General features: G+C 60.0%; 18 protein-coding genes and 1 riboswitch. Of the genes, 12 read left to right on the top strand and 6 right to left on the bottom strand.

All coding sequences use genetic code 11. The features are described 5' to 3' along the window. The first annotated feature begins 10 nt into the window (after positions 1-10). The 6 genes from HQN82_RS21390 to thiD all read left to right on the top strand — a co-directional run bounded on the left by HQN82_RS21390 (position 11) and on the right by thiD (position 6,182). Positions 11-2,002 carry an alpha-glucosidase gene (locus HQN82_RS21390; protein ID WP_173615867.1) on the top strand — a complete coding sequence of 664 codons (1,992 nt, stop codon included), beginning with the start codon at positions 11-13 and terminating at the stop codon, positions 2,000-2,002. Between the two features lie 36 nt (positions 2,003-2,038). Next, a riboswitch (TPP riboswitch) is annotated at positions 2,039-2,141 on the top strand. A gap of 128 nt (positions 2,142-2,269) precedes the next feature. Continuing rightward, positions 2,270-3,055 (top strand): ABC transporter permease, encoded by a 786-nt coding sequence (locus tag HQN82_RS21385; protein ID WP_173615866.1) that lies wholly within the window; start codon positions 2,270-2,272, stop codon positions 3,053-3,055. Next, the gene (locus HQN82_RS21380) at positions 3,052-4,002 is read left to right on the top strand and encodes an ABC transporter substrate-binding protein (RefSeq protein WP_064263047.1); all 951 of its coding nucleotides are present in this window, start codon (positions 3,052-3,054) and stop codon (positions 4,000-4,002) included. Before HQN82_RS21385 ends, HQN82_RS21380 begins: the two co-directional genes overlap by 4 nt. Next, positions 3,999-4,739 (top strand): hydroxyethylthiazole kinase, encoded by a 741-nt coding sequence (locus HQN82_RS21375; protein WP_173615865.1) that lies wholly within the window; start codon positions 3,999-4,001, stop codon positions 4,737-4,739. The genes HQN82_RS21380 and HQN82_RS21375 overlap by 4 nt, the downstream gene beginning before the upstream one ends. After that, positions 4,726-5,388, top strand: a complete 663-nt coding sequence (gene thiE, locus HQN82_RS21370) for a thiamine phosphate synthase (RefSeq protein WP_173615864.1) — start codon at positions 4,726-4,728, stop codon at positions 5,386-5,388. Before HQN82_RS21375 ends, thiE begins: the two co-directional genes overlap by 14 nt. Then, positions 5,385-6,182: a bifunctional hydroxymethylpyrimidine kinase/phosphomethylpyrimidine kinase gene (gene thiD, locus HQN82_RS21365; protein WP_173615863.1), complete on the top strand. Its 798-nt coding sequence runs from the start codon at positions 5,385-5,387 to the stop codon at positions 6,180-6,182. Before thiE ends, thiD begins: the two co-directional genes overlap by 4 nt. 16 nt (positions 6,183-6,198) lie before the next feature. Here thiD and HQN82_RS21360 read toward each other — a convergent pair whose 3' ends face one another. Then, positions 6,199-6,657, bottom strand: a complete 459-nt coding sequence (locus tag HQN82_RS21360; protein ID WP_004438693.1) for an Lrp/AsnC family transcriptional regulator — start codon at positions 6,655-6,657, stop codon at positions 6,199-6,201. 126 nt (positions 6,658-6,783) lie between these two features. On the opposite strand from HQN82_RS21360, the gene alr reads away from it, so the two are divergent. Continuing rightward, entirely contained in the window at positions 6,784-7,950 is a 1,167-nt protein-coding gene (gene alr / locus HQN82_RS21355) for an alanine racemase (RefSeq protein ID WP_173615862.1), read from the top strand. 7 nt (positions 7,951-7,957) lie between these two features. Continuing rightward, positions 7,958-9,214 (top strand): D-amino acid dehydrogenase, encoded by a 1,257-nt coding sequence (locus tag HQN82_RS21350; protein WP_006698552.1) that lies wholly within the window; start codon positions 7,958-7,960, stop codon positions 9,212-9,214. A 66-nt stretch (positions 9,215-9,280) separates the two neighbouring features. On the opposite strand, the gene HQN82_RS21345 is transcribed toward HQN82_RS21350, so the two are convergent. Next, positions 9,281-9,991, bottom strand: coding sequence for a GntR family transcriptional regulator (locus HQN82_RS21345; RefSeq protein ID WP_173615861.1), 711 nt, complete (start codon positions 9,989-9,991; stop codon positions 9,281-9,283). 179 nt (positions 9,992-10,170) lie between these two features. Here HQN82_RS21345 and HQN82_RS21340 point away from each other — a divergent pair, with 179 nt between their 5' ends. Beyond that, positions 10,171-10,674: a BA14K family protein gene (locus HQN82_RS21340; protein WP_006698554.1), complete on the top strand. Its 504-nt coding sequence runs from the start codon at positions 10,171-10,173 to the stop codon at positions 10,672-10,674. Between the two features lie 127 nt (positions 10,675-10,801). On the opposite strand, the gene HQN82_RS21335 is transcribed toward HQN82_RS21340, so the two are convergent. Further along, positions 10,802-12,166 (bottom strand): sigma-54-dependent transcriptional regulator, encoded by a 1,365-nt coding sequence (locus tag HQN82_RS21335; RefSeq protein ID WP_173615860.1) that lies wholly within the window; start codon positions 12,164-12,166, stop codon positions 10,802-10,804. A 1-nt stretch (position 12,167) separates the two neighbouring features. Beyond that, complete coding sequence (locus HQN82_RS21330) at positions 12,168-14,009, bottom strand: sensor histidine kinase (RefSeq protein ID WP_173615859.1); 1,842 nt, start codon at positions 14,007-14,009, stop codon at positions 12,168-12,170. Between the two features lie 236 nt (positions 14,010-14,245). Here HQN82_RS21330 and HQN82_RS21325 point away from each other — a divergent pair, with 236 nt between their 5' ends. Next, positions 14,246-15,592: a dicarboxylate/amino acid:cation symporter gene (locus tag HQN82_RS21325; RefSeq protein ID WP_173615858.1), complete on the top strand. Its 1,347-nt coding sequence runs from the start codon at positions 14,246-14,248 to the stop codon at positions 15,590-15,592. Positions 15,593-15,775: 183 nt separating this feature from the next. Further along, positions 15,776-16,213: an EamA family transporter gene (locus HQN82_RS21320; RefSeq protein ID WP_173615857.1), complete on the top strand. Its 438-nt coding sequence runs from the start codon at positions 15,776-15,778 to the stop codon at positions 16,211-16,213. 39 nt (positions 16,214-16,252) lie between these two features. On the opposite strand, the gene HQN82_RS21315 is transcribed toward HQN82_RS21320, so the two are convergent. Then, positions 16,253-17,605: an aspartate aminotransferase family protein gene (locus HQN82_RS21315; RefSeq protein WP_173615856.1), complete on the bottom strand. Its 1,353-nt coding sequence runs from the start codon at positions 17,603-17,605 to the stop codon at positions 16,253-16,255. A 36-nt stretch (positions 17,606-17,641) separates the two neighbouring features. Then, the gene (locus HQN82_RS21310) at positions 17,642-18,376 is read right to left on the bottom strand and encodes an SDR family NAD(P)-dependent oxidoreductase (RefSeq protein WP_004438662.1); all 735 of its coding nucleotides are present in this window, start codon (positions 18,374-18,376) and stop codon (positions 17,642-17,644) included. Between the two features lie 231 nt (positions 18,377-18,607). On the opposite strand from HQN82_RS21310, the gene HQN82_RS21305 reads away from it, so the two are divergent. Then, a complete protein-coding gene (locus tag HQN82_RS21305; RefSeq protein ID WP_173615855.1) occupies positions 18,608-20,254 on the top strand; it encodes a GNAT family N-acetyltransferase in 1,647 nt (548 codons plus the stop codon). Positions 20,255-20,309: the final 55 nt, after the last annotated feature.

Raw genomic sequence — 20,309 nt, 5'->3', positions numbered from 1 at the left:
AGGTTAAGTCATGCATTTCGAAAAGACCCACGATGGATTTACGCTTGCGATCGGCAACCGCACCATCCTTTCCCATTCGCCCGACGAGCCGGCCTTATTCGCCGGTTTCGGCAAGGAGCGGATGGATATGTATCGCGGCAATTTCGATATCGAAGACTACGTCATCGAACGAACCGCCTTGCGCCACGCCGAGATGAGCGGCGACAGCGTCACGCTTTCCTCCGCACCGGGACAGGCCCCTCGCCTTCGCCTGACACTCGAAGGGAATGCCATCCTGCTGACGGCGCTGGACAAGACCATAAACCGTCTCTGGCTGCGCGTCTTTGCGGAAACGGACGAGCATGTCTGGGGCGGCGGCGAGCAGATGTCCTATTTCGACATGCGCGGAAGGCGCTTCCCACTCTGGACCTCCGAGCCCGGCGTTGGCCGAGACAAGACCACCGAAATCACCTTCAAGTCTGACGTCAACGGCAAGGCAGGCGGTGATTATTACAACACCAACTATCCGCAGCCGACCTATCTCTCGTCGCGTAGATACGCGCTGCATGTGGAAACGAGCGCCTATTCGGTCTTCGATTTCCGCAATGGCGATTTCCACGAGATCGAAATCTGGGCCATCCCTGAGAAGATCGAATTTTTCGCCGGCGACAGTTTCACCGACATCGTCTCCGCGCTGTCCCTACGGTTTGGACGGCAGCCGCAATTGCCGGAATGGATCTATAATGGCGCGATCATTGGATTAAAAGATGGCGTCAATTCGTTTGCGCGGCTGGAGAAAATCCGCGCAGCCGGAACGCAGGTGTCGGGCCTGTGGTGTGAGGACTGGGTGGGGCTTCGCCAGACATCCTTCGGCGCTCGCCTGTTCTGGGACTGGCAGGCGAACGAAACCCGTTATCCGCATCTGCGCCAGAAGATCGCCGAGCTTGCCGATCAGGGTATCCGTTTTCTGGGGTACGTGAACCCCTATCTCTGCGTTGACGGCCCGCTGTTCCCGGTTGCTGAAGCAGCCGGTTATTTCGCCACCGACGCCGAGGGCAAAACGGCGCTGGTGGATTTCGGCGAATTCGATTGCGGCGTGGTCGATTTCACCAACCCGGCGGCCGCCGACTGGTTTGCCGAAGAAATCATCGGCAAGAACATGCTGGATTTCGGCCTTTCCGGGTGGATGGCTGATTTCGGCGAATATCTGCCGATCGATATAACGCTCTTCAACGGTGTCGACGCAAAGCTGATGCACAATGCATGGCCCACCCTGTGGGCCGAGGTCAATGCAAAAGCCGTCGAAAGTCGCGACAAGACCGGCGAAACGCTGTTCTTCATGCGCGCAGGCTTCACCGGAGTGCAGGCCCATTGCCCCCTCATCTGGGGCGGTGACCAGTCGGTCGACTTCTCCCGTCATGATGGACTTATCACCGTCATTTGCGGCGCGCTTTCATCCGGCCTCATGGGTAATGCCTATCACCATTCCGACATCGGCGGTTACACCAGCCTGTTCGGCAATGTCCGCACCGCGGAACTCATCATGCGCTGGACCGAAATGGCGGCGTTTACCCCTGTGATGCGCACCCATGAAGGCAATCGCCCGCGTGACAATCTGCAGATCGATCAGGATGAAGAGGTTCTTGCCCATTTCGCCCGCATGACGACAGTCTATGTCGCGCTTGCCCCCTATCTGAAATCGCTGTCCGCCGTAGCGGCCAGAACGGGGCTTCCGGTACAACGCCCGCTTTTCCTGCATTACGAGAATGACCGGCAGACTTACGCCATTCAGGACAGCTATCTCTATGGCCCCGACATGCTGGTGGCCCCTGTCTGGAAAGCGGGAGAAACGCAACGCACCCTCTATCTTCCGGGCGATGGCCAGTGGGTACATCTGTGGAGCGGCGTGCATCATCGCGGTGGAAACGAGGTTACCGTGGAAGCACCACTCGGCCGGCCCGCGGTTTTCTACCGCGCCGATAGTGGCAACGTCACCCTGTTTGAACAGCTCCGCACCATCTGAGCCGTTGACAGCCAGCTAAAAAAACGACAGTTTCCGACCCATTCCGAGGGGAGCACCAGACGGTGCTGAGATGGCGTTGAGCCGGACCCTTGAACCTGATCCGGATCATGCCGGCGTAGGAACGGAAACTGTCGCGCCTTTGAGGCGCTGCCCTTTCTCTTCTCCGCTTTGTCCTGATCTCCGCGATTGTCACGTGTGGAGACCGAATGATGATGCTGAAAGTTTTTGTCCGTCGCACCCGGTGCGTCTGCGTCTGAGGTTCGGCTCATGCGCGCCGCCCATGCGTTGAACGGTGTCGGTCTCCTGCTTGTTCTCTGGCAGGCAGGCACATGGCTGTTCTCGCCACCCCGTTATATCCTGCCGGCGCCGGCCGATGTCGCCGCGGCCTTCCTGCGCCAGCCCGGTTTCCTGTTGGGGCAGGCCATGGTTACATTTCTCGAAATGGCCGTTGGACTGACGGCCGGCGTCCTGGTCGGTATTCTCGTGGCTTTCTCCATCGCGGCAATCCCCCGTCTCGGTCTCCTCGTCTGGCCGATGGTTCTGGTTTTGCAGGCCTTCCCGGTTTTCGTGCTGGCGCCCATCCTCGTCCTCTGGTTCGGCTTCGGCATGGCCTCGAAAGCGGTGATGACAGCGATCATCATCTTCTTTCCCGTGGCCTCCTCCTTCACCGATGGCCTCAACCGGACGGATCGCGCCATTCTCGATGCCGCCTCGCTGACGCAGGCAAGCCACTGGCAGGTTCTCACCCGGCTGCGCGTGCCACTGGCACTGCCTTCGCTTATCTCCGGGCTGCGGGTGGCCGCACCCCTCGCACCGCTGGGCGCTGTCATTGGCGAATGGGTTGGCGCATCGGCAGGGCTTGGATTCGTGATGATCCAGTCAAACGCCCGCATGCAGACCGACACGATGTTCGCCGCCATGGCGATACTCGCCATCATGGCGGTGCTGCTGCGACTGGCGGTGGATCGCGCCACCGCCCATCTGGCGCCCTGGGCCAGGGAAACAGAACACACCATTCCTTTCGGGTATTTACGGAGACTTTCAGCATCATGAAGCGAACTCTTCTTTCTTTCGTCGTCGCGGCGGCAAGCATATTTGCCCCGGTTCAGTCACAGGCGGCCGACAGGCTTACGGTATTGCTGGAATGGTTCGTGAATCCCGACCATGCGCCGATGGTCATTGCGAAAGAGCGGGGCCTTTTTGCGGATGCGGGTCTTGAAGTTGAACTTGTTCCGCCGGCAGATCCTTCCGCCGTTCCGCGCCTCGTTTCGGCAAAACAGGCCGATATCGGCGTGCACTACCAGCCCAACCTCTATCTCGACCACGATGCCGGCCTGCCGCTCGTCCGTTTCGGCACACTGGTCGAAACGCCGCTAAACACCGTCACCGTGCTGGCTGACGGACCGATCAAAAGCCTGAAGGACCTGAAGGGCAGGAAAGTCGGTTTTTCCGTATCCGGCTTCGAGGATGCCATGCTGAAGCGCATGCTGGAAAAGGACGGTCTGACGAAAGACGATGTGGAACTCATCAACGTTAATTTCTCCCTGTCGCCATCGCTCATCGCCGGCAAGGTGGACGCCACCCTCGGCGGTTTCCGCAATTTTGAACTGACGCAGATGAAGCTCGAGGGCCACGAAGGCCGATCCTTCTTTCCCGAGGAACATGGTGTTCCGGCCTATGACGAGCTGATCTTCGTCACCCATCGCGATCTCGCAACAGACAGCCGCCTGCCGCGTTTCCTCTCCGCCGTGGAACAGGCCGCTATTTTCATCACCAATCACCCGCAGGAATCCTGGCAGCTTTTCATCAAGGCCTATCCCAATCTCGATGACGCACTGAACAAGCAGGCTTTCTTCGACACATTGCCGCGTTTTGCCAAGCGCCCTGCCGCACTCGACCGCGCCCGCTATGCGCGTTTTGGCGCCTTCATGCAGGAAATGCAGCTCATCAAGCAGGCGCCGGCGGCGGACGAAATCGCCGTGGAGCTACAGCAGCCATGACCATCCCCTTCCCCACGACCACGCAGGCCGCCGAAATCCTTGAAAAAGTCAGGCAGGCGCGTCCGCGCGTACATTGCCTTATGAATACCGTGGTGCAAAAATTCACCGCCGACGGGATTACCGTTGTTGGCGGCATTCCCTCCATGAGCACGTCGCTGGAGGAAATCGAAAGCTTCGTTACCAAGGCGGATGCGCTGACCATCAATCTCGGCACGCTGGATGCGGAACGGCGCAAGGTTATCCTGCTGGCAGTGGAGATCGCCAACGCCTCAGGCAAGCCCTGGATCGTCGACCCCGTGCATTGTGACTATTCTCCATCCCGGCTGGCCTTCGCGCGTGAGCTGATCACTCTCTCTCCCGCGATCGTGCGTGGCAACCGTACAGAAATGAGACTGATCGGCGAGGTGCCAGATGCAATCAGGATCGAAACCGGGCCGGTCGATCACCTGAGCGACGCGACGCGACGCGTCAGGATCGTAAACGGTCATCCCTGGATGGCTAAGGTAACGGGTACGGGCTGCCTCTCGGGGGGCGTCATCGCTGCTTTCATGGCGGTGGAACAGGATGCTTTGGCAGCGGCGGCGTCCGCCCTTGCCGTCACCGGCGTCTCCGCCGAACTGGCCGCGTCCTGTGCCAGAGGTCCCGGCACGTTCGAACCGGCATTCCTGGACGCGCTTTCGGCGATTACCGGCGAGGATATCATCAATCATGCGAGGATCGAGAATGAACAAGGTTGATTACCGCCTCAACGCGCTTGTGGATGCGAGCCTCGGCGATGTTGCGCCTCTCTCCGAGCTTGCTCTGGCGGCTGCACTTAATGGCGCGACCATCCTGCAATATCGCGACAAGCACGGCTCGACACGGGAGATGATCGAAAACGCCCGCGCCATCCACGAGGCCATCGCCGGCACCGGCGTGCCGCTTGTCATCAATGACCGGGTGGATGTTGCGCTCGCCTCGGGCGCAGATGGAGTGCATCTTGGCGCCGACGATATGGACGCCAGAACCGCTCGGCGCATTCTTGGCGAAAAGGCGATCATCGGCCTCACGGTCAAGAACCGCGCCGATGCCGAGCGGGCAGCCTCCATGCCCGCCGATTACGCCTGCATCGGCGGTGTGTTCGACACTGTTTCAAAGGTCAACCCGGATAAGCCTGTGGGTATCGATGGATTTTCGACACTCCGCGGCCTGCTGAGGGAATGGCGGCCGGACATGCCGGTGGGCGCCATCGCCGGCATCGATCTTTCCCGCGTCCCCCCTGTCATTGCCGCCGGTGCGGATGGAGTCGCGGTGATTTCCGCCATCTTCCGCGCGGCAGATATTGCCAGCGCGACCAAGGAGTTCCGTTCCGCAATCGATGCCACCCTGAAAGCGAGACAGCCATGACATCAATTGCGTTGACCATTGCCGGATCCGACAGCGGCGGCGGTGCGGGCATACAGGCCGACCTCAAGACATTCTCTGCGCTCGGCGCCTATGGCGCCAGCGTCATCACCGCCATCACCGCACAGAACACCAGAGGCGTAACTGCGGTCGAGGATATTTCGGTGACCACCATCATCGCGCAGATGGATGCGGTGTTTTCCGATCTCACCGTCAATGCGGTGAAGATCGGCATGGTTTCCCGTATCGAAACCATTGCAGCCATAGCGGAACGGCTCCGGCGGCAATCGCAGCCCGTGGTGCTGGATCCAGTCATGGTGGCGACGTCAGGCGACCGTTTGCTGCAAGAGGACGCCATCGAGACATTGCGGCGCGAGCTTCTGCCAATCGCGACCGTCGTTACGCCGAACCTGCCGGAAGCGGCGCTTTTGACCGGCACGCCGATAGCGGAGACGGAAACGGACATCAATCATCAGGCCGCGGCGATCCTGAAAGCGGGCGCGAAAGCGGTGCTCATCAAGGGCGGACATGGTGCGGGGCCTGAGAGCACGGATTATCTGTTTGCAGATGGCACCATGCAGGCGCTTTCCGCTGCACGCGTAGAGACGAAGAACGATCACGGCACCGGCTGCACGCTGGCGGCGGCGATCACGGCTCATCTTGCGAGGGGAAGCGAGTTGCTGGAGGCCGTGGAGCTGGCGAAGGATTATTTGAATGGGGCGCTTGATGCTGGGCGGAGCCTTGCCGTTGGACATGGGCGGGGGCCGGTGCATCATTTTTATCGGTGGTGGGGGTGAAGCCCCACACTCGATGCTACCTCGCCTTCGGCGTCGCCAGCACATTCCGGATCGCGAAACTCGAATGAATACGCGAGACCCCCGGCAGCTTCGAGAGTATCTCCTTGTGAATGCGCTCGAAATCCCCCGCACTTTCTGCCTCGCAACGCAGGAAATAATCCGAACCGCCGGTCATGAGATAACATTCGCGGATTTCCGGATATCGCCGCACCGCATTTTCGAAACGGTTGAGAAAATCCTCCGTCTGCCGGTCGAGCGTGATCTGCACGATGACCGAAATCACCTCACCGCCGGCGAGGCCGCTGGTAAGCGCCGTGTAACCGCGGATGATCCCTTCCCGTTCGAGAATATCGACGCGACGCAAGCACGCGGATGGCGAAAGCCCGACCTCTGCAGCAAGCTTTGCGTTGCTGATGCGGGCGTTGAGCCGAAGCAGCCGTATGATATGGCGGTCGGTCGCATCGAGTGAAGACATAGAAAATTCCAATCAGCAAAAGAAAATTGCGCGATTGCCAATTCTATCGCATTTCCTTCGAATAATTGCCAAGAAATTCGATAATCGTTGCAATACTCTCATAGGATAAAATGAGGGTGAACGACCATGGACATGCAGATCAGCCGCCAGCAGGCAGCGGGTGGTGCAAGCGGCCATCTGACCATCGATCTCGGCGCATTGCGCGACAATTATCTGGCACTTGCGGCGATGGCGCCCGCATCCCAAGCGGCGGCGGTCGTCAAGGCCGATGCATATGGCCTCGGTGCGGATATGGTCTCGCAAACCCTGTTCGATGCGGGGTGTCGTCATTTCTTCGTCGCTCATATTGACGAGGCGCTGGCGCTCCGGCTGCGTCTTCCCGCCCAGGCGCGGATCTTCGTCCTCAACGGCCTTCAACCCGGCAATGAGACCTCCTGCGCCGCCATGGCGATCACACCGGTTCTCAATTCGCTGGAGCAGATCGCCCAATGGGCGGTCCATGCCAAGACGCTCGGCAGGAAACTTGCAGCCGCCGTGCAGATCGATACCGGGATGTGCCGCCTCGGCCTTTCCCCCGAAGAGTTGGAAACCCTCACCTCCCAGCCGCAACTGTTCGATGGTATCGACATCGCCTTCGTCATGAGCCACCTCGCCTGCGCCGACGAACCGGACCACGCCTGCAATGCGGCACAGCTGTCGGCGATGCGGCAGGCCACGATTGCGTTTCCTGATGTCCCGGTCTGTTTTTCCAACTCCGGAGGTATTTTTCTAGGTCGTGAGTACCACAACCACCTGCTGCGCCCCGGCATCGCGCTTTACGGCGGCGCACCCTCTGTCGACCGCCCGAACCCGATGAAGCCGGTCGTTCGCCTCGATCTCGCCGTCATCCAGACCCGCACCGTTTCCGCCGGTGCGCTGGTTGGTTACGGCGGTTCCTTCGAAGCGTCCGGCTCCACGCGTCTGGCGACCATCGCCGCCGGTTATGCGGACGGCCTGCCGCGCTCGCTCAGCAATCGCGGCGCGGCATGGTATGATGGTGTGCGCCTGCCGATTGCGGGGCGCCTTTCGATGGACAGCATCATTCTGGACATATCCGCCCTGCCCGAGGGAACATTGACCCAAGGAAGTTTCGTGCAGATGATCGGCCCCGAGCAAACGCTTGAAGACATCGCGGACGATGCGGGCACGATCGCCTACGAAATCCTGACCGGCCTCGGCCGTCGTTATCGCCGTACCTATATTCAGCCGGACGAAACCCCGGCCTTTGTATCAACATCAGTCAATCACAAGTGAGACGATCATGAACGTCACTATCCTCGGAGCCGGCGTCGTCGGCGTGACATCCGCCTGGTATCTGGCCAAAGCCGGGCACAAGGTGACGGTGATCGACCGGCAGCCGGCTGCAGCGCTCGAGACCAGCTTTGCCAATGCGGGTGAGGTTTCCCCCGGCTATTCTTCGCCCTGGGCCGCGCCGGGCATTCCGGTCAAGGCCATGAAATGGCTGTTCATGAAACATGCACCGCTGATCATTCGCCCGACGGTCGATCCGGCGGCCTGGCGCTGGATGAGCCAGATGCTGCGCAACTGCACCTCGGCGCGTTATGCCATCAACAAGAGCCGCATGGTGCGCGTCGCGGAATATAGCCGCGACTGCCTGATGGCACTGCGGGAAGAGACAGGCATCCAGTATGACCAGCGCATGCAGGGCACGCTGGAGGTATTCCGCACACAAAAGCAGTTTGACGCCATCGGCAAGGACGTGGACGTGCTGACGGCGGGCGGCGTGCCTTTCGAAATTCTCGACCGAGACGGCTGCGCCGCCGTGGAACCCGGCCTCTCGCCATCGAAGGAAAAGATCGTCGGCGGGCTGCGCCTGCCTGGCGACGAGACCGGTGACTGCTACATGTTCACCACCGAGCTCGCCCGCATGGCGGAAGAAGCGGGCGTTACCTTCCTGTACGACACGGGGATCATGCGCCCCATCGTTGAGGCAGGACGCGTCAAGGCGGTGGAGACCACCCGCGGGCTTGTGGAAGCGGATATTTTTGTCGCCGCGCTTGGCAGCTACTCTCCGCAGTTCCTGCGTCAGCTCGGTCTGACCCTGCCGGTCTATCCGGTGAAGGGTTATTCCATCACGGTGCCGATTGTGAAAGAGGAGCGGGCACCCGTCTCCACGGTGATGGATGAAACGTTCAAGGTCGCGATCACCCGGCTCGGTTCGCGCATCCGTGCTGGAGGAATGGCGGAAATCGCCGGCTTCAGCAAGGACTTGCCCGCAGCGCGGCAGGCAACGCTCGCCCATTCGGTGGAAGACCTGTTCGGTGGCGCGGGCGATCAGTCGCAGGCAAAATTCTGGTGTGGCCTGCGCCCGATGACGCCGGATGGTACGCCTGTTATCGGCGCTACCCGCTACAGCAACCTTTACCTTAACACCGGCCACGGCACGCTCGGCTGGACCATGTCCTGTGGCTCCGCCCGCGTCCTTGCGGACATGATCAGCGGTGCGACGCCCGAGATCGACACCCACGATCTGGCAATCAGCCGCTACGCGGCATGACCGGCACGCTCCGGTTTCCGCTGATATCGCCCTCGCACGGCGTGTGAGGGCCGATACACCGATATCCTAAAGCGCCAGAGCGTCCCTGAGGGCTAGACCTTCCTTGGTACGGAGGTCGAGATCGGCCTCTATATGATTAAGATGTTGCAGCATCAGCGCCCGGGCCCTTGCCGCATCCTTCGCCTCCAGCGCATCCAGAAGATCGGCATGTTCGTTATGACCGCAGCTCGATACGCCGGAGCGCCCATAGAGCGCGATGACCAGCGATGAGCGCGCAACCAGTTCATCCATGAATTTTTCCAGGATGGCATTGCCGGCAATTGACGCCAGCACCAGGTGAAAATCACCCGAGGCCTTGATTTCGGCCCGCCGTGCGCTCGGCCCGCGTTCCTGCTGATGCCTGCTCTCCTCCAACAGATGCTCCCGCAGCTTCTTTACCGCCGCAGGCGTGATTTTTTCGATTGCCGCGTCAACGACGCCGGGCTCGATCAGCCGGCGGGACGCAAATACCTGCCGCGCCTCGTCGGGCGTCGGATTGGAAACGAAAGCGCCCCGATTGCGCTCGGCCTTCACGAGGCCCTCATAGGCAAGCATCTGCAGCGCCGCGCGCACGACCGTGCGGCTGACATCGAACAACGTTCCCACTTCCGATTCCGACAATTTCGTTCCCGGCGCCAGCCGGCGATCGACAATGGCGTCGCGCAAAGTGTCTCGAATGGCCTGGGCACGATCCTCATGCGATGAATCGGGAGATACGGTTATGTGGGCAAGGCTCATGGGCGCGTCCTGTTTGCTCCCGAGTTTTAGCGCGAAGCGTGGGACGCAGGCAAACGGGAATTGTGGGCGACAGCCGGTCTGCCACAATTCATTCAGCGACCGTTCAGCAGGCGGGCTGTATTTCCTTAACCATCGAATTTGCAACTGGCAGCACCCTGCCACCTGGATGGAAAAACACCATGTCGTCCTTTGCAGCCAAAACCGCTATGGCTATCGCCGTCGCCGCCGCAACCATCGCTCCCTTCAACAGCGCATCCGCCGGCGACTGGGACCGCCACGACCGCCGCGACGCGGCGCTTCTGGGAGGTGTGCTTGGCCTTGCCGCCGGTGTTGCCGTTGGTTCCGCCCTTTCCCGCCCGGCACCGGTGGAGGAGGAACGGGTCTATATCGACCCGGCACCGCGCCGTTATCAGGCCTATGAGCCGAGCTATGTCTATGAAGAGCCGGACTATCGTTACTACCGGCCAGCACCGCAGCCGGTTTACCGCCCGGCGCCGGTCTATCGCGCGCAGCCGGTTTACGACAGCCGCCCAGTCTATAGTCAGCGCCAGACCTATCGCACCATCGAGCCGTGGACCAACGCCTGGTACGATTATTGCTCGCAGCGTTACCGCAGCTTCAATTCCCGCACCGGCACCTACACGGATTATGACGGTCAGCGTCATTTCTGCGTAGCAGGCTGAACGACGGCCCTTGCCGCAATTGCTGCCGATTATTGCCAGGCCGCAGACGGAAAAGTCTGCGGCTTTTCAATGGGGGTCGGAGCAGGACGACTTCGCGCTGTCGCCATAAGTCGTCCTCTGCGCAGTTTCAGGCCGCGCCGCTCTTCACATAGTCCGCCCGGTTGATACCGTGGCGTTGCAGTTTGTCGTAAAAGGTCTTGCGGGCGATACCGAGCGTGGCGATGGTTTCCGCGACGTCGCCATTGGATTGCTCCAGTGTCTCGCGGATGATGCGCGCCTCGATCTCGTCCATACGCTCCGGCAAGGTGCCGGAAGCCGGGATTTCCGACTGCAGAACAGATGTGGCCGCCAATTCCGTCTCAAGCCCCAGAACTACCCTCTCGGCAAAATGCCCGAGTTCCCGGACATTGCCAGGCCAATCATGATCGTTGAGACGACGGGAAACCGTGGCGCCGATCTGCGGCACCGGCATGTTGAAGCGGTTGGCTGCCTTGGTGACGAAGTGGGAAAACAGGAGTGGAATATCCGCCCTGCGTTCGCGAAGCGGCGGTATCGACAATGTGACGACATTCAGCCGGTAATAAAGGTCCTCACGAAACGCGCCACGTTCGGCCGGATCGCCGAGGTCAACCTTGGCCGCCGCAACCACGCGGATATCGACAGGTCGCTCCTCGTTTGAACCAAGCGGCGAGACCTCGCGCATTTCCAGCACACGCAGCATTTTGACCTGCACGGCAAGCGGCATGCTTTCGATCTCGTCCAGGAACAACGTGCCACCACTTGAATGTTCGATGCGGCCGACACGTTTTTTCTGTGCCCCGGTAAATGCTCCCGGCTCATGGCCGAAAAGCTCGCTCTCGATCACCGTTTCCGGTAGCGCACCACAATTCAGCGCCACGAAATTGCCCTTGGCGCGCTTCTTGCTCCAACGATGAAGGGCCGTTGCCACCACTTCCTTGCCGCTGCCCGTTTCGCCGGCCACCAGCACATCGACATCCGTATCGGCAATATGCCTGAGCGTCGTGCGCAAGCGCTCCATGGCGGGTGTTTGCCCGATCAGCGGCAGGTCGTCCTCCGCCTGCCCGGCTGCCCGGCGAAGCGCGCGATTTTCCAGCACGAGGCGGCGTTTTTCGAGGGCTCTGCGGGCGCTCTCCACCATCCGTTCGGCGGGAAACGGCTTGGCTATGAAGTCATAGGCACCGTTGTGGAGCGCATCGACGGCCATGGGTACATCGCCATGGCCGGTAATGAGGATGACAGGCAGATCCGCATCGATCTTGCGGACATGGTCGAAAAATTCCAGCCCGGTCATGCCGGGCATGCGCACGTCAGTGATAACGACGCCGTCGAAATCTTCACTCAAAGCTGCAAGCGCCTGCTCGGCTCGGGAAAAGGAAGTGACCGGCAGCCCGTCTAGCTCCAGCGTCTGCACCATCGCCTTGCGCAGCTGCGAGTCGTCATCGACCAGAAATATAGTACCATCCACCGTCATGTCATGCTCGCTTCAGATATACGGAAAAACACGTGCCTGCATCACCACTCGCCACCTCAATGCGCCCGCCATAGTCCGAAGCGATGTCGTTTGAGATGACAAGGCCAAGGCCGAGACCGCCTTCCTTGGAGGTATTGAAGGGTGAAAAAAGCTGGGCACGGATGGCTTCCGGAATGCCCCCGCCATTGTCGCCAACCGAGATTACAACCGCGTCGCCTTCTTCGCGTACACGCACCTCCACCCGGGCCGTATCAATCGCTTCAGTCGCTTCCAGCGCGTTTTGCAGAAGATTGATGAGGATTTGCTCCAGCCGGATGCGGCTGCCGAGCACTTTCATATCCTGATCGGGCAAGACAATATCCAGCGCGTCCATCTGACCGGAAAAACGGCTGCGCAGCAGCAGCACCGCACCTTCGATGACGGTTCGAACACTGACAGGTTCAGCGCCGGTTCGGCCCTTGCGCGCGAGTATCTTCAGATCGCTGGTAATCGTGCCGATACGCTCGGTAAGGGCGGCAATGTCCTCAAGATTTTCACTGGCTTCAGCCAGACGTTCACGCTTCAGCAGATTGGTTGCATTATCGGCAAAGGCGCGGATTGTCGCCACTGGCTGGTTTATCTCATGCGCCACGCCAGCCGCCACCTGCCCAAGAATGGAAAGGCGGTTGGCCTGCACCAGCTCATGCTGGACATTGCGCAACTCCCCGGTGGTCTTTTCGTGCAGGGCGATTTCCGCCTGAAGATGATCGCGCGTCTTCGTCAGATCGCGGGTTCTCTCCTGTACCTTCAGTTCAAGCTCGGCGCGGGCCCTTTGTTCTTCGTCCTTTTCCTTCAGCGCCTTGTGCCTGCGCCAAAGCCACAGCGCCGAAAGCGCAATCAGCGGCATGAGCGTCGCCAGCGCCACCGCCCTGCCCTCGCGGATGGCGGCATTCAGAGCGGGTGCGACGGGCTGAAGATAATGCAGGGTCCAGGATGTCGTCGGCACCGGCATTTCCAGGCGAAGATAATCGCCGCGTTCGCGCGCCGGCTCATCAACGTGGATGAGCGGAACACCGTCGCCCAGTGATCGAGCCGTTCGGAAAGGCAGCGTCGCCAGCGCCTCATTGCCGAATTGCAGGCTTTCGGAAATGGTGTTTCGTCGCGCCTCGTCGATGGCCGCGACTGTCTTGAAGCGCCACTCCGGCACGCTCGTCATCAGCACGACACCGTTTCTGTCGACGACATAGACCGGCTTGCCTCCGATATTCCAGTCCGCTTCCAGCCGGTTGAACTCGACCTTGGCAATCACGACGCCAAGCGGCCGGCCGTCAGCCGCATCGATCCGGCGGGAGATATAGAGACCTGGCCGGCGACTGACATTGCCGAGCGCATAATGTTCGGACATGCCAGTCTTCATCGCCGCCTGAAAATACTCGCGGAAGGCGTAGTTGGAACCGACAAAGCTGTCCGCCTGCCGCCAGTTGCTCGACGCGATGGTCAGGCCGGTCGGCCCGGTCACGTAAATGACAGAGGACTGGGTTCCTTCGATAAGCCCTTCAAGCTTTCGATTGAGCCGATCTAGAGCCGAAGCGCCGCCGCCATCGAGAGCGACGGCAAGATCGGGATCGCCGGAAAGAACCAGCGGAATGGCCCGCGGCCGCTCCAGTGCAACATTCAAAAGGGCGATCTTCAGTTCCGCATCGGTGGAGGCCTCGGAACCCGCCGCACGCAGGGCCTGATGGCGGGCAAATTCATCGGCGACAAGCAGCATGCCAAACCCGATAAGCAGCCAAAGCCCCGCGAGCGCCAGCCATTGCGCCCGTCGCTTCGCCTGGGAATGGAGTGAATTTTCTATCTGGTTCATGGGCCAATTGTGCGGATTTACACACAGACCGCAAGAGTTTTTGTCCGGAATTCCGCACAGTTAACTGTCGCGCCTTTTATCCTTCCAAAAAAGAACTTTTTGAATCAGTTAGTTACGGCAAATAATCAAGTCTGGCATGCGTATTGCACATGTCTCCTCAATCGGCGCGAAGCCGTCAACGACACGGCGATCCCGGGAGGCCAATCAAGGCAGGGTGAGGCCGAGGAGGAAAAAACATGATCGATACGACAGCCGTGGCCGCGGGCCACGCCAAATTGCCATTCTACAAGCATCTGTATTTTCAGGTTCTGGTGGCCATCATAGCCGGTATCGCACTCGGCCATTTCTATCCGGCCTTCGGTGAAGAACTGAAGCCGCTCGGCGACGGCTTCATCCGCCTCGTCAAGATGATCATCGCGCCCGTCATCTTCCTCACTGTCGCAACCGGCATTGCCGGCATGAACGACATGAAGAAGGTTGGCCGCGTGGCCGGCAAAGCCATGATCTACTTCCTCGTATTCTCCACCCTCGCGCTTATCGTCGGCCTCATCGTCGCCAACACCGTGCAGCCCGGCGCGGGCATGAACATCGATCCGGCAACGCTCGATGCCAAGGCCGTCGCTACCTACGCCGACAAGGCCCATGAGCAGACCATTACCGGCTTCCTGATGAACATCATCCCGACGACCATCGTCGGCGCGTTCGCCAGCGGCGATATCCTGCAGGTGCTGTTCTTCTCGGTGCTCTTCGGTATCGCGCTCGGCGTCGTCGGCGAAAAGGGCAAGCCGGTCACCGATTTCATGCACGCCCTGATGTATCCGATTTTCAAGCTGGTCGCGATCCTGATGAAGGCTGCCCCGATCGGTGCTTTCGGCGCCATGGCCTTCACCATCGGCAAATACGGCATCTCGTCCGTCACCAATCTTGCGATGCTGATCGGCACCTTCTACGTCACGTCCTTCCTGTTCGTGTTCGTGGTCCTCGGTGCCGTCTGCCGCTATAACGGCTTCTCTATCGTCGCGCTGATCCGCTACATCAAGGAAGAACTGCTGCTGGTTCTCGGCACCTCGTCTTCCGAAGCCGCCCTGCCGGGCCTGATGAGCAAGATGGAAAAGGCCGGCTGCAAGCGCTCCGTCGTCGGTCTTGTCATTCCCACCGGTTACTCCTTCAATCTTGACGGCACCAACATCTACATGACGCTGGCAGCCCTCTTCATCGCGCAGGCGACCGGCATTCACCTCTCCTTCGGCGAACAGATTCTGCTGCTGCTCGTCGCCATGCTCTCCTCCAAGGGTGCCGCCGGCATTACCGGTGCAGGCTTCATCACGCTCGCGGCCACGCTCTCCGTCGTGCCTTCGGTTCCGGTCGCCGGCATGGCGCTGATCCTCGGCATCGACCGCTTCATGTCGGAATGCCGCGCGCTCACCAACTTCGTCGGCAATGCGGTCGCCACCATCGTCGTCGCCCGCTGGGAAGGCGAACTGGACCAGGATCAGCTTGCCCGCGTGCTCAGCGGCAAGGAAGAATTCACCGGCATCGCCGATGTGGATCGGCTTCCGGCCTCGGTGCAGCCGGCAGAGTAATACGACCTCCCAAGGTCCTGCCTGCCCGGCCTCGTCCGGACAGGCCTCGCATGAAGGCCGGCGCGTCACCTCGATGTGTCGGCCTTTGTCGTTCAAGCAGGTCTCGGAAAACAGTTTTTATCGGACGGGCGATGCTGTAGGCCAGATCAAACAAGAACCGTTGCGATGAATGGAGTGGCCCATATGAGAAACATTTTCCTGGCGTGGCAGTTCTGGGCCCTGTTATCGGCCGCATTCGCGGCTCTGACTGCCATTTTCGCCAAGATCGGAATCGAAAACGTCAATTCCGATTTCGCCACTTTCATCCGAACCATCGTTATTCTCGCTGCCGCAGGCCTGATGGTTTATATCACCGGCAACTGGCAGCAGCCTTCCACCATCTCGGGGAAAACCTGGGCCTTCCTCGTGCTCTCCGGTCTGGCAACCGGCGCATCCTGGATATGCTATTTCCGGGCGCTGAAAATTGGCGACGCCGCCCGTGTCGCACCCATCGACAAGCTCAGTGTCGTCTTTGTCGCCGTCTTTGCAGTGCTGTTTTTGGGCGAAAGGCTTTCGTTGCCCAACTGGCTCGGCGTCGTGCTGATCTCCTGCGGTGCGGTACTTGTGGCCTACCGGGGATAGGTCGGCCGGATCAACCGGCCGGCACAATTGCCAAAATTTTCAGCCTCGGGCGGCCGCAACCTTGTCGAGACCGCGCTTCACACCAGCAAACAGCTCGTCCAGTTGCTCCGCGGTAATAATCAGCGGCGGGCAGAAACAGATGGATTCACCGATTGGCCGGGTTATGACACCCTCCTCCTCAATCGCGGCAGCAAGGGCAAACGTCGTATCGCCCGGCTTCATGCCTTCCCATGGCTTCACCTCCAGCGCGCCGATGAGGCCGATACCGCGCGAGGAGTGAATGAGCGGGTGATCCGCAAGTGCCTTCAGATGATCGAGGAACCGGCCTTCGAGCCGCGCGACATTGCCGACCAGATCGCGTTCCTGAATGATCTTCAGGTTTTCCAGCCCTACAGCCGTTGCGACCGGGTGACCGGAGGCGGTGTAGCCATGGCCGAACGATCCGATACGGTCGGACTCATCGGCGATAGGCTGGTAGAAATTGTCATTCATGATGATCGCCGAAAGCGGCATGTAGGACGACGAAATCTGCTTTGAGACCACAAGCACGTCCGGCTTGATACCGTAGGTCTCGCAGGCGAACATCTTGCCCGTGCGGCCAAAACCGCAGATGACCTCGTCCACCACAAGCAGGATGTCGTATTTCTTCAGGATCGCCTGTACGCCTTCCCAATAGCCCTCCGGCGGCAAAAGAACGCCACCGGCGCCCATTACCGGCTCGCCCCAGAAGGCGGCGATGGTTTCGGGACCTTCGCGAAGGATCAGATCCTCCAACTCTCCGAGGATACGCGCGGTGAAATCCGCCTCACTTTCGCCCTCCTTCCCGAAATGCACATAGGAGGGGCAGGCCGTATGCAGCATGCGGTCCAGCGGCAGATCGAAACTCTCATGGTTGCGCGGCAAGCCGGTGATCGAGGCCGACGCAATGGTCACGCCATGATAACCCTTGATGCGGCCTATGATCTTTTTCTTTTCCTTCTTGCCCAGCGCATTCGAACGATACCAGACCATCTTGGCGACCAGATCGTTGGCTTCCGAGCCGGAGGAGGTGAAATGAACTTTCGACATCGGCACCGGCGAAAGCTCGATCAGCAGTTCGGCGAGATCGACGGACGGGCCATGCGTCTTGTAGGAGAAGGTGTGGTAATAGGGCAGCTTCTGCATCTGCTTTGTCGCCGCTTCCACCAGCCGCTGTTCACCAAAACCGAGCGCCACCGACCACAGTCCCGCCATTGCCTCGATATATCGCTTGCCACTGCTGTCGGTGACATAGATGCCCTCGCCGCTTTCAATCACCAGGCCACCGGTCTTTTCGAATTTGCGCAGATTGACATTGGGATGCATCTGATAGGCGATATCGCGTGCCTCGACGGAATTCGGCAGGATGGTCATCGATAATGGCTCCGTTTCGGTTGATTGGCTGAGGCGTCAGACGTGCTGTCCGCCATTGATGTGGATTTCCGCGCCGTTGATGTAGCTGGACTGTTCCGAGCAGAGAAAAAGGATCGTCTGCGCCACCTCCGCCGTGGTGCCGAGCCGCCCGAGCGGAACCTGGGCATCCACCAGCTCGGCCGTACCCGGAGACAGAATGGCAGTATTGATTTCCCCAGGCGCAATCGCGTTGGCTCGAACGCCCCGCGGACCAAATTCATGCGCCAGTTCGCGCGTCAGTGCGGCGAGTGCCGCCTTCGACGTGGCATAAGCAACACCGGCGAAGGGGTGAACCCGCGAACCGACGATGGAGGTGACATTGACGATCGAGCCTTTCGCCGCCTCCAGCTCCGGCAGGAGCGCGCGGGCGAGCAGCGCTGTTGAGACGAGATTGACATTGAGCACCCGCGTCCAGATATCGGCCGTTGTATCCATCACACCAAGGCGGCTTCCGCCTTCGCCCTTCGGCGAAATTCCGGCATTGTTGACAAGCGCCGCAAGCTTTCCTTCCGGGAGGCGTGAACGCACCTCATCTGCCAGGTCTTCTACGCGCGACAGGTCTTCCAGATCAGCCTGGATATGACTCTCGCGTGCGGAGGGCCAGCGGCATTCCTCGGAAAAGGGCTGCCGCGAAACGGTCAGGATCCTCCAGCCCTTTTCCTGAAACAGCTTGACGGTGGCATGCCCAATTCCCCGGCTGGCACCGGTCAGAAGCATGTAAGGAACAGCCATAGAGAACTCCTGTGCCATGCGGATCGTTGAGCCGGCCTCGCATTCAACACGCATGTTAGAGCGCTTCGGCCGGGTGACAAGGGCTTTTTTGTCGCGGTGGCCGAAGCAAGGCCGCTCGCGGGCTAATCCCATTTGATGCGGGGGTTTCACCCGAAGGGAATATTTGAAGCGGATCATTTGCCCATAAAATGAAACCTCCCGAATGTGTGATCTGTATTGGGAGGGGGACACATGCGCATCGACATCATTGACACCGACGCCGGCTTCGAGGCGGTTCGGGAAAACTGGGAATCGGTGTTCATGGCCGATCCCCATGCCCGGCATTTTCTCTCCTGGGGCTGGCTGCGCGATTACATGCCGCGCCGCAGGCGCTGGTTCGTTCTGGCTCTGAGGGAACGTTCGGAAGGCTCGCCCTATGTGGCGTTTTTTCCGTTGCGCATCGTCACCGAACCGGACAAGAAAACCGGCCGCTTTCACGACAGCATCGTCATGGCCGGCAATGCTGCCGCGGATTATACTGGTTTCATCACCCTGCCGGACTATGAAGATCACGCCGTCGCCGGTTTCTGCGCCTATATAAGGCAACAGAACTGGACCGAGCTGAAACTCGATTATCTTTCAGGCCCGCCGGAACGGCGCGATGCCATGATCAGGGCGCTTCAGGGCCCGCTCGTCATGTTCCGCGACAATATGCCAACCAACCCCTACAACATCAACAATTGCATCTGCCCGGTGGTGACCCTGCCGGACACGTTTGACGGGTATCTTGAAAGCCACATGAGCAGCCAGACCCGGCAAAAGCTCAGGCGTTTCATGAGAAAGGTCGAGGGCGGGGACGAATATCGCATCAGCTTCGCAACGAAAGACACCATCAAGCGGGACATGGACATCCTCTTCGATTTCTGGCGCATCCGCTGGGCGCCGCACAAGGGCAAGGAACGCACCGAGCTCCTGATCGGCGCGACCCGTCAGATGCTGATGGATGTCTATATTCGCGGTGATCTAGAGGTACCTGTGCTGTGGTTCGGCGACCAGCCGCTTGGCGCACTCGCCAACATCATCGATCGCCGGAAAAAATCTGTAATGTTCTACATCACCGGCCGCGACGAGAACTGGAAGACGCCTTCCCCCGGCCTCGTGCTGCACGGGCACTGCATCCGGAGGGCAATCGAGCAGGGTTTCAAGACCTACGACTTCCTGCGTGGCAACGAGCCCTATAAATATTTTTTCGGGCCGGAGGAGCAGAAGCTGAGCTGCACGCTGTTTCGCACCCGCTCGGGTGATAATCTCGGCGGCACACTTCACCCGCGCAGCATCCGATTTGTCTACGAACAGGGACTCAAATTTTACAAGGCGGGCAGGAAGGCTGCCGCAAGCATCGCCTTCAGCCAGGTGCTTGCCGCAGCGCCCGATCATTCCGGTGCCCAATTCGGGCTGGCCAACCTGTTTCTTGATCGGGGCGAGTTCCGGGAGGCGGAAATCGCCTTCCTGGCGCTTCTCGCCAGCGGCCAGGACCCGGTTCTGCTTTGGCTCCGCATCGGTGAGGCACGGCTGGCGCAACAGCATTATCACGAGGCATCCGAGGCCTTCCGCCAGGTCACCAATCGCGCGCCATTCCACCGCGAAGCGCTCTACAAATGCGCCGTTGCTCTCATCGCCGCCGAAAGAAAGATGGAAGGTGCCGAAATCCTTGAAAGATTGCAGCATTATCATTCGGACGAGGCCCAACATCTCGAATATGCGGAGAAGGCGCGGGCCGCGCTTGCGCGGCTGGAACTGACGAAAACAAAGATCCCACTCCCTGCCGATGTCATCCCGCTCACCGTCAAACCGAAGACGGCGGGCAAGCGCTGGCACCCGCCAAAGGTTTTGCATTGAAGACAATGATCTGTAAGTTGCGGCAGCAAAACGCCGACCGACCTGCAGGGAATTT

It is taken from the genome of Agrobacterium pusense, from assembly GCF_013285525.1.
Lineage (GTDB): Bacteria > Pseudomonadota > Alphaproteobacteria > Rhizobiales > Rhizobiaceae > Agrobacterium > Agrobacterium pusense.
Note: the sequence above shows the minus strand (reverse complement) of the source record. Positions and strands in the feature narration are given on the sequence as shown.